The 9,912-nt window shown below is 42.7% G+C and carries 13 protein-coding genes; all 13 read left to right on the top strand.

Features of this window, described 5'->3' with window-relative positions; genetic code table 11:
• The first annotated feature begins 527 nt into the window (after window positions 1-527).
• The 13 genes from T487_RS0108215 (at window position 528) to T487_RS0108155 (ending at window position 9,902) form a co-directional block, all read left to right on the top strand.
• Window positions 528-842, top strand: coding sequence for a hypothetical protein (locus T487_RS0108215; RefSeq protein ID WP_207638304.1), 315 nt, complete (start codon window positions 528-530; stop codon window positions 840-842).
• Entirely contained in the window at window positions 805-1,245 is a 441-nt protein-coding gene (locus T487_RS0108210; protein WP_143004617.1) for a hypothetical protein, read from the top strand. Before T487_RS0108215 ends, T487_RS0108210 begins: the two co-directional genes overlap by 38 nt.
• Window positions 1,235-1,624, top strand: coding sequence for a hypothetical protein (locus T487_RS0108205; protein ID WP_031576363.1), 390 nt, complete (start codon window positions 1,235-1,237; stop codon window positions 1,622-1,624). Before T487_RS0108210 ends, T487_RS0108205 begins: the two co-directional genes overlap by 11 nt.
• Window position 1,625: 1 nt before the next feature.
• Window positions 1,626-2,135: a shikimate kinase gene (locus T487_RS0108200; RefSeq protein WP_031576361.1), complete on the top strand. Its 510-nt coding sequence runs from the start codon at window positions 1,626-1,628 to the stop codon at window positions 2,133-2,135.
• A gap of 279 nt (window positions 2,136-2,414) precedes the next feature.
• Entirely contained in the window at window positions 2,415-2,972 is a 558-nt protein-coding gene (gene efp, locus T487_RS0108195; protein ID WP_031576360.1) for an elongation factor P, read from the top strand.
• A gap of 184 nt (window positions 2,973-3,156) precedes the next feature.
• Window positions 3,157-3,543: an Asp23/Gls24 family envelope stress response protein gene (locus T487_RS0108190; protein WP_031576359.1), complete on the top strand. Its 387-nt coding sequence runs from the start codon at window positions 3,157-3,159 to the stop codon at window positions 3,541-3,543.
• A gap of 81 nt (window positions 3,544-3,624) precedes the next feature.
• Window positions 3,625-4,041, top strand: coding sequence for a transcription antitermination factor NusB (gene nusB / locus T487_RS0108185; protein WP_031576357.1), 417 nt, complete (start codon window positions 3,625-3,627; stop codon window positions 4,039-4,041).
• Window positions 4,042-4,088: 47 nt separating this feature from the next.
• Complete coding sequence (locus tag T487_RS0108180; protein WP_031576355.1) at window positions 4,089-4,940, top strand: bifunctional 5,10-methylenetetrahydrofolate dehydrogenase/5,10-methenyltetrahydrofolate cyclohydrolase; 852 nt, start codon at window positions 4,089-4,091, stop codon at window positions 4,938-4,940.
• A gap of 21 nt (window positions 4,941-4,961) precedes the next feature.
• Window positions 4,962-6,179, top strand: a complete 1,218-nt coding sequence (gene xseA / locus T487_RS0108175; protein ID WP_031576353.1) for an exodeoxyribonuclease VII large subunit — start codon at window positions 4,962-4,964, stop codon at window positions 6,177-6,179.
• The gene (xseB, locus tag T487_RS0108170; protein ID WP_031576351.1) at window positions 6,154-6,360 is read left to right on the top strand and encodes an exodeoxyribonuclease VII small subunit; all 207 of its coding nucleotides are present in this window, start codon (window positions 6,154-6,156) and stop codon (window positions 6,358-6,360) included. Before xseA ends, xseB begins: the two co-directional genes overlap by 26 nt.
• A gap of 2 nt (window positions 6,361-6,362) precedes the next feature.
• Window positions 6,363-7,220 carry a polyprenyl synthetase family protein gene (locus tag T487_RS0108165; protein WP_031576350.1) on the top strand — a complete coding sequence of 286 codons (858 nt, stop codon included), beginning with the start codon at window positions 6,363-6,365 and terminating at the stop codon, window positions 7,218-7,220.
• 11 nt (window positions 7,221-7,231) lie between these two features.
• Window positions 7,232-9,106: a 1-deoxy-D-xylulose-5-phosphate synthase gene (gene dxs, locus T487_RS0108160; protein ID WP_031576349.1), complete on the top strand. Its 1,875-nt coding sequence runs from the start codon at window positions 7,232-7,234 to the stop codon at window positions 9,104-9,106.
• Window positions 9,099-9,902 carry a TlyA family RNA methyltransferase gene (locus T487_RS0108155; protein ID WP_031576348.1) on the top strand — a complete coding sequence of 268 codons (804 nt, stop codon included), beginning with the start codon at window positions 9,099-9,101 and terminating at the stop codon, window positions 9,900-9,902. Before dxs ends, T487_RS0108155 begins: the two co-directional genes overlap by 8 nt.
• Window positions 9,903-9,912: the final 10 nt, after the last annotated feature.

The raw sequence follows: 9,912 nt of genomic DNA, 5'->3' as shown, positions 1-9,912 counted from the left end.
AAAGCACCTGTGATAGATGGTAAAAGTCTATCAGCCTAAGATACTAAATGTACTGTCTTAGGAGGGGCAATGGCATGCCCTCAGCTTGGGGTCATACTCGCCTACTGGAAACAGACTGGCGTTTAATCACCCAAGAATCCCATTGCTTTAGCTGTGGGAGTGTCAAGCGCAAGGTATCTTGCAAATACCTAAAAAATAAAGAAAGGAGTATGTTTGTCAAGACAGGTGATTTTATAAAACTCAAATATCCGATCTGATGGCCTCATAGAAAATCAGCCAATGGGAGAAGCAATCCTATTCCCCAGGCAACGAAAAGGATAGTGAAAAGAAATCCGTTTAGAGTTGTATGGGAAGTTAGCCATTGGAGTGCCACATCAAAAGAAAGCAGTATATTCTTTCGAATTAAAAAATCGGACACGTTGAATAGGGAGTGGTATTGAGTTTTATAAGTTTTGGCAACGGTGAAGAGGATCAAAACTAGTAAACATGGAAGAATCCATTTGGTGATGTTGGGTGGTGTATTTCTTTTGCTGCTGGTAGGACTGACATTTGCGGAAGAGCGCGCCGTTCTGAAGGTAAAGCAGATTGAAATGAAGGCTCTTCTTGATTTTGACTATAAACTGGAAGGGTATTATCTGCTTCTATTGAGTGGTGGACTGATGGTGGACGAGGGGGTTTCCTATGGGAGTCTTGAAGAATATGAAGTATCAGAAAAACCGCAGGGAGAGTTTGTCATTGAATTCCAGAAAGACACTGAGAGAGTGGAGATTGTGGGCTACTATGCGGGGAAGGAAAGACAAAGGTATGAATTCAGGGACAAAACAGGGGACAGCACTGAGTGACTTTTTAGCCTATATGATATTCAGCCTCATGGCTGTAATTCTTGCTATGAGGGTGTATATTTTTTCAGTGGAAGACTATAAAGAGCTGTTACAGTTTTTGAAGTATACAGATTACGCATATCATGCTTTTGAAGTTCTGAAAACTGGATTATACACCAACGTGGAAGCAACTGCATTATCTGGAAATACTCTTCAGATTGAAAAAAGTGCCTATGTGCCTGGGCATAAAATTGTGCTGACAAAGCGAGATTCGAGGCTACTCTTTGTATTTGAAGGGGGACAGGTTCAAGAAATCTGTCATGGTGTCGTCGATGTCAGGATGAGAAAAATGGGGGATATCATTTTTATCAGACTCTATTTTCCAGGCGTTTCTTACGAACGGGGGTTTTATCTTGCAAAGTAAACGAGGAAGCATCATTTCAGCAGTACTTCTTTTGATTCTTGCTGGCGGGTTCTCCATTAGAAATCATAGACTGCTGCGAAGCCATATCTATATTGAGAAAGGCATCTACAGTGTAGATGTCCGAATCCAGAATTTTCTCCAGGAACTGGAACTTATGGAGAGTATCATTAATGAGCGATATGTGGGAAGCGATTTTCTGGCTCATATGAAAAAAGGGCGGAAAGAAAAGGTTGGTGTCTATTCTATTTATTATGAAGAAGGATATAATGAAGATACAGTACATGTGCTGATTGTAGAAGACACGGTGCTGAGATATCTGAGAAGAGTAGAGTTGAGGCTGCAGGAAGACTGTATTCAGCTGATCAATAAGGGAGTGTAAAATGAAACCAATATTCTTGATAGGCATGCCTGGAAGCGGCAAATCCACAATAGGGAAAGAACTGGCAAAAAAAATGGAACTGGACTTTCTTGATACAGATAATGAGATAACAAGAATCAGCGGAAGAACTCCAGAGCAGATCATTGAGGAGGAAGGAGAGGGAAGACTGAGAGTACTTGAATCGGAATTTCTTAACCAGATGATAGAATCAAAGAATATTGTGGTCTCCACAGGAGGTGGCCTACCGATATTTAATGAAAACATGTCAAAACTCAATCGAGTTGGCGTTACGGTTTATTTAAAATGCACAGCAGAACTGCTTTGGGAAAGACTCAGAAATGACCGGAAAAGACCACTGTCCAGAACTTATGAGGAAGTGAAGTCCATGCTGGAAAAGCGAGAATCTATTTATTTGAAGGCATCCTATCATGTGAATATTGATGATGAGAATCAGATTGGAAATTTGATCCAGGGTCTTTATGAGAGCTTGAGAGATCAGTGCGCAAAGTAGATTCCAGTGTGCTTCTCTTCAATGATTTGTTTTTTTGTGACTGGTATTCAGATTTTCTTCTTGTGCTATAAATTTTCTCCAAAACCTCTAAAATCGGTCAAAAGCGATATTTATTGCATAACTTCAGTCAATCTGATAAAATATCATTGGTAATTTCCAGAAGAGTAATTGATATTTTGTCAGAAGGCGAAGACCCTAATTTTTGCCCTTCTGTGTGAAATAAAACCAGGCTCTGCCTGGCAGTTTCTTGGTTTAGGATAGAATTTGGAGGTAAAAGAAATGATTTCAGCAAGTGATTTAAGAAAAGGTACAACATTCGAACATGAAGGCAATGTGTTTGTCGTAATCGACTTTCTACATGTAAAGCCAGGCAAAGGTGCAGCATTTGTACGTACAAAGCTAAGAAACGTAATACTAGGTGGTATGACAGAAACTACATTCAACCCTTCCACTAAACTGCAAGAAGCAGTGATTGAAAGAAAAGAAATGCAGTATCTATACAACGACGGAGAACTATACTATTTCATGGATCAGGAAACCTTTGAACAGATTCCACTGAACTATGAAAAGGTTGAAGAAGCCATCAAGTTCCTGAAAGAAAACAACTTTGCTGTAATCAAATTCTATAAGGGAGAGGCTTTCTCTGTAGAAGCGCCAAACTTCGTAGAGCTTCAGGTTACTCAGACAGAGCCAGGAGTCAAAGGCAATACAGCAACAAATTCTCTTAAGCCATCAACGGTAGAAACTGGAGCGATGGTTATGGTTCCTTTCTTCATCAATGAAGGAGACTCCATCCGTGTGGATACTCGAACAGGCGAGTACATGGAAAGAGTGTAAGTCTCAAAGCGCAATATTGAGCTGGGATATTGGATCTGGTTAATACCAGGTCCTTTTTTTAAGCAGTCCCAGAGACAGAACGGAGCATGTTTCCTGCTCTCTGATTTAGGGATTCAATTGCTTATAAAAGTTCAATTTGATATAATTAATCCAAATAGACCTACAGGACCGAGGAGGAAAATATATGAGCGAAAATACAAAGAAGAACCAAGGCTATGGGGTAGTAAAGATTTCCGAAGATGTAGTTGGGGTCATTGCAGGGATTGCAGCCAGTGAGATAGAAGGAATACAGGGACTTCATCCAACCTTAACAGGTGGGATCACTCAAGTGGTGACAGGAAAAAGAAATGTGACCAAAGGAGTGAAAGTGACTGTAGGTGAACAGGATGCCATCATCGATATGGTTGTGAGCATCGAGTATGGATTCAGGATTCCTGAGGTTGTTAAGAAAGCCCAGTCCAATGTGAAAGAAACCGTAGAAACCATCACAGGATTAAAGGTTTCTGCAGTGAATATTTATGTGAACAACATCTTTGTGAAAGAAAACGATCAGAAGACAAAGGAAAAATAAAAGAAAACCCTCTGAAATCCAGAGGGTTTTTTGAAGTACTATGAGAAAATGAGGAGGGGGCGTCAGCCCTGTTTGAAACGTATGAGAAAAAGAACACGTGAAATCGCCATGGAACTATTGTATCAAAGTACAATGAATGAAAAGAATATTGAGGAACTTGTGGATGATTATTTTGAAGACAACCATGAGGACCTGCGCGAAGATACAGATATTAAATATTTGGAAGAAGTTCTGAATGGTGTGAATGAAAAAAGAGAAGAGCTGGATTCCATCATAGAAAAGTATCTGGTGAACTGGAAGATTCAGAGAGTTTCCAAAATCAACTTAAGCATACTGCGATTGAGTGCTTATGAAATTCTATTTATGCAAGGTATCCCAGAAAATGTATCGATTTTTGAAGCCGTAGAAATTGCTAAGAAGTATTCAGATGAAACCTCTGGAGCCTTTATCAACGGAGTACTGGACAAAATCGCACATCAGGAGAAAGGTCTAGCATAGTATCTTCTTGATCTGGTGCAGAAGGTTTTTCAATACAGGAGGGACAGATGGCAGAGATTATTAATGTTTCAGCGATAGCAAAAACAGAAAAAGAAAAACTGAAGAATCGTATCTTGACATATAAAGCAGATGGCAAACCAGTGCCAACTCTTGCAACGGTCCTTGTGGGAGAAGATCCTGGTTCAGTCTATTATCTGGAAATGCAGAAAAAAAATCTGGAAGCATTAGGCGGAACAATGCTGAAGATCACATTGGCTGAGGATACATCAGAGGAAGATCTTCTTTCGATGATTGGGGAGCTCAATGGTGATGACAAAGTACATGGGATTATGGTTCTTTTTCCGCTGCCGAAGCACATTAATGAAGAACGCGTGGCTGAAAGCATCAGTAAAGACAAGGATGTGGATGGCGTGAATCCTTTCAACATCGGATTATTGGCCTCTACATCAGGAGGGGTAGCACCATGCACGCCGTCCAGTGTAGTAGAAATACTGAAGCATATCCATGGAGAGCTTAAAGGTAAGCATGCAGTAATCATCGGACGCAGCAACATTGTGGGAAAGCCGTTGATACAGCTATTGCTTCGGGAACATATGACCGTTACGGTATGTCACAGCAGGACCAGCAATCTGTCAATGATGGCAAGGTCTGGTGAAATACTCATCAGTGCCATAGGAAGACCTCTGATGATTGATGAGAAGTATGTGTCTGAAGGCGCTACAGTGATTGATGTGGGCACTTCAGAGCTTGATGGTAAAATTGTAGGGGACTGCGATCTGGAGAGTGTTCTACAGAAGGCGGCATATGCTACAAAAGTTCCTGGAGGCGTAGGTACACTTACTACAACCATTCTGATGAGAACTCTTCTGGATCTTTATGATGAGAGTTTCCGGAAATAAGATGTCTCCATGGAGGATTCGATGAAACTGAAAACCATGAGTGTGACAGATCTCAACGCCTATATCAAAAGAAATTTTGATCATGACTTTATCTTGAATAATCTCACCGTTCTCGGTGAGATATCCAATTTTAAAGCACATAGTTCGGGACATCTGTATTTTTCGCTCAAAGATGAGCATGCGAAGGTGAACTGTGTGATGTTCCGTCAGGATGCTTCTTCACTGAAGAAACATCCAAAAGACGGTATGAAAGCGCTTCTCAGCGGACGTGTCAGCGTTTATGCGAAGGAAGGAACTTATCAGCTCTACGTGAATAAACTGGAAGAGGTAGGTCTTGGTGAGATCTACCAGGAATTTGAAGAAAACAAAGAAAAGCTCCAGAAAGAGGGGCTTTTTCGTGCTGAATTGAAAAAAATGCTGCCGGCGTATCCGGAGAAGGTTGCGGTAATCACATCAGGAACCGGTGCAGCGGTGCAGGACATCATCAATGTATCAAGAAGGAGAAACAGCACAGTGGAGCTGTTGGTCTTTCCGACACTGGTCCAAGGTGATGCTGCAAGAGGAGCTCTGCTGGAAACGCTTCAAGCAGTGAATAAGAGAAAAGATGTGGATGTGATCATCCTGGCAAGAGGAGGAGGTTCCTTTGAAGACCTTTCTTGTTTTAATGATCTTTCTCTAGCCTATGCCATTGCTGCTTCCAAGATTCCAGTTGTTACAGGAATTGGTCATGAAGTGGATTTTACCATTGCAGATTTTGTTGCGGATTATCGTGGAGCTACGCCATCTCAGGCTGCAGAAATTGTCATTCCTTCGCTTTCTGAAGCCTTGCGTTCCTTGAGAGAAAAAAGCGCAAGACTTGAAAAGGCATATATGTCCAGAATCCGCCATGAGAGAACTGTTTTCAGCGCGTTTCAGGGAAGGCTTCAACAAAGTCACCCGAACACAATTCTTGCGAACAGTTATTTGGATATAGAACAGAAAAGAAACCGTTTAGATGGTATAATTATGCAGAGGATGGGACGAGAGCGGGAAAGACTGGAGTCCTACTACAGTCTGCTTCAAGCACATAATCCTCTAAATATCCTGGACAAAGGATATGCATTGATATTTGATGAAAAGAAACATCTCATAAGAAGCATAAAAGCGCTGAGAACATCGAAGACGCTTATGGTGAAGATGAAAGATGGGGAAGTTAAGATGGAGGTTCGTGTATATGGCGAAGAAAGTGAAAAGTTATAAGGAGCTGACGGAGCTGCTGGAAGAAGTACTCCAAGAGCTGGAAGGCGGAGAGCTTTCCGTTGAGGAATCCATGAAGAAATATGAAGAAGGCGTGTCTCTGACCAAGGAACTGCTGCAGATTCTGGAAAAGGCAGAAGCCAAAGTCAAAATGATACAAAGTGACGAGGAAACGGAGTTTTGAAGATGATAGAACTGAAGAATCTGTTGGATACGGAGATTCTGAATTATTTCAGGCGGTTGCCGGATAATACCATAACAAAAGCCATGATGTACAGCATGTCCATCGGAGGGAAAAGACTTCGTCCTGTTCTTTGCCTTCTCACCGGAGAAATGTTTGGAAAGAGCAAAGAGGATCTGATGCCTATGGCACTAGCCATGGAAATGATCCATACCTATTCTCTGATTCATGATGACTTACCTGCCATGGACAATGATGACTACCGAAGAGGCAAACTCACCAGTCATAAAGTGTTTGGAGAAGCGAATGCAATTCTTGCAGGTGATGCGCTTCTTAATGAAGCCTTTACGGTACTTTTGGAGAGCTATGCTGTTCAGGGAGAGTCTGGAGCAAGGGCCGCCCTATATATTTCCGGGTGTTCAGGAAGAGATGGCATGATTTTAGGGCAAGTGATGGATCTGCATCACGAAGAGTACCCCGCAACATTTGATGAACTGAGGCTTTGTCACCATAAAAAGACCGGAGCACTGATTACAGCTGCGGTTTGCGCTCCTGCAGTCTATGCTGGGGCAACGGCAGAAGAAATAATACTTCTGGAAGAGTATGCGGGAAACCTTGGACTGGCCTTTCAGATTCAGGATGACATACTTGATGTGACTTCAACCAGAGAGGTCTTAGGGAAAACTGTCGGGAAGGATGAAAAATCAAACAAAACTACGTATGTGGGACTGTTTGGCGTGGATAAAAGCAGAGAAATGGCGAAAGAAGCCACCGAGGCATGCCTTGCCGCGCTTTCAAAACTTCGCCGCGACACGAGTAAACTAGAGGATCTTACAAGGAGCCTCATGGAGAGAACCTATTAGGAGGGGTAACTATGGGTATACTGGATGACAGGTATACTGGACCGGAAGATATCAAAAATTTAAGTCTGGAAGAACTACGTGACCTTTCCCATGAAATCAGAACATTTTTGGTGGAGTCCGTTTCGAAGACCGGGGGGCATCTTGCGCCCAATCTAGGTGTAGTTGAACTCACAATCAGTCTGTTCAATGTGTTTGATCTGGAGAAAGATAAAATCATCTATGATGTTGGACATCAGAGTTATGTGCATAAAATCCTCACCGGGAGAAAAGGAGAGTTTCATAGCCTCAGACAGTTTGGAGGTCTCAGCGGATTTCCCAAGAGGGAAGAGAGCAAGTACGATGTATTTGATACAGGACATTCCTCCACATCTGTCAGTGCTGCTCTTGGCATCGCCAGAGCCAGGGATTTGATGCAAGAGGATTTTCAAGTGGTAGCCGTCATCGGAGATGGTGCTTTAACTGGTGGAATGGCACTGGAAGCACTGAATGATGTAGGAGACAAAAAGACAGATCTCATCGTGGTGCTGAATGACAATCAGATGAGCATATCTCAAAATGTAGGTGGAATCAGTACGTATCTCAGTCAGCTCAGAGCTTTTCCAAATTATGAACGCGCAAAAAAAGAAGTACAGGTCATAGTTGAAAAAATGCCACTTGGCAAGAGCATCAACCGATCTATGGACAAGGTGAAAGAGGGCATTAAATCGATGCTTCTCCCCGATATGCTGTTTGAGAATATGGGGCTCACTTATCTAGGGCCTGTGGACGGACATAATATCAGAGAAGTATCGAAACTTCTGAAGATCGCAAAAGAGATCAAGGGGCCTAAACTCGTACATGTGCTGACAAAAAAGGGAAAAGGATACCATTCTAGTGAGCAAAGACCGGATAAGTTCCATGGCACACCTCCATTCAACAAAGAAAATGGGAAAGCCAAGGATTCGGCAAGTCTCAATTATTCAAAAATGTTCGGGAACACTTTGGTGGAAATGGCCATGAACAATAATAAAATTGTAGCTGTTGTGGCAGCCATGCCAGATGGAACTGGCTTAGGAGGCTTCAGGGATCTTTTTCCTGACAGGCTTTTTGATGTGGGCATCGCAGAGCAGCATGCAGTTACCTTGTCAGCAGGACTTGCTGTTGGTGGGATGAAGCCCTACGTTGCGCTCTACTCCACTTTTCTTCAGAGAGCCTACGATCAGGTGATTCATGATGTGTGCCTGCAGAAGCTGCCTGTGACGCTTTGTATTGACCGTGCAGGACTGGTTGGAGACGATGGAGAGACCCATCAGGGGATCCTTGATCTTTCTTTCCTGACGCCAGTACCAAACTTGACGATTATGGCACCTAAGTCCATGGAGGAGCTCCGTCAGATGCTCTATTTCTCCGAAACTTTCAACGGCCCTTTGGCCATCCGTTATCCAAGGGGAGGAGATGAGAATGGGATAGATCTTCCTCCACTGAAAAACTTTGAGCCTGGAAAGTTTGAGGTGCTCAAAGAAGGCAGAGAGGGGTTCATTTATGCCACAGGAAAGATGGTTGCAAGAGCAATGATCCTTTCTGAAAAGATGGAGAAACAAGGAGTCCACTATGGGGTTGTGAACGGTGTGTTCATCAAGCCTGTAGATCATGAACTCATCAGGAGTCATCTGGACAAGGGGTATAAAATCATCACCCTTGAAGACAATATGGTCCATGGTGGATTTGGCTCTATGATCCTTGAAAGCGCCATGGGGCATTTCATGGCAGGAAATGTTCTGACATTTGGTTTCAGAGACCAGTTTGTGGAACAGGGCAGCGTGGAGAAACTTTATGAAGTGCATGGATTAGGATACGTAGAGCTGTCAAATAGAATTCTTGCATTTACAGGAGAAAAAAATGAGTGATAAAGAGAGACTGGATGTGCTGCTTGTTGAGCTGGGCTTTTATGAAAGCCGGGAAAAAGCAAGAGCACAGATCATGGCAGGAAAAATATATGTGGATGATCAGAAGTCAGATAAGCCAGGAACCAAAGTATCCAGAACTGCAAACATTGAAGACCGTGGCACGAAGATGCCGTATGTTTCAAGGGGTGGATATAAACTGGCTAAGGCCTTGGAAGTCTTTGGTATTGACGTGAAAGATAAGACTTGCCTTGATATCGGCGCATCTACAGGAGGATTCACGGATGTGATGCTTCAAAGTGGAGCGAAAAAGGTATACTCCGTGGATGTGGGCTACGGGCAATTTGCCTGGAAGCTGAGAACGGATGAAAGAGTGGTATGTCTTGAGAGACTGAATTTCCGATACGCCACCAGGGATGAGATTGAAGACTGGATTGATTTTTCTGCAACGGATGTGTCTTTCATTTCTATTACGAAAATCATTCCCAAAGCGATGGAACTGATGACTGAATGGGGAGAAATGGTGGCGCTGATCAAGCCTCAGTTTGAAGCCGGAAGAGATAAAGTGGAGAAAAAAGGTGTCATCAAGAAGAAATCAACACATATGGAAGTGCTTACTGCCATTCTTGATTTTGTGAAAGAGCAGGGCCTGTATGTGTATGGACTTGATTATTCTCCCATTCGTGGTCCAGAAGGCAATATCGAGTTTCTGATCTATTTCGGCAAAAAGGATCGGGAGGGAGAAGAAATCTCGCCTTCTTATGTAGAAAGTCTGGTAGAAAGAGCGCATACTCTGTAAATTCTAAGTA

It is taken from the genome of Proteiniclasticum ruminis DSM 24773 (assembly GCF_000701905.1).
Taxonomy (GTDB): domain Bacteria; phylum Bacillota; class Clostridia; order Clostridiales; family Clostridiaceae; genus Proteiniclasticum; species Proteiniclasticum ruminis.
This window is presented reverse-complemented; position numbering and strand designations above follow the sequence as displayed.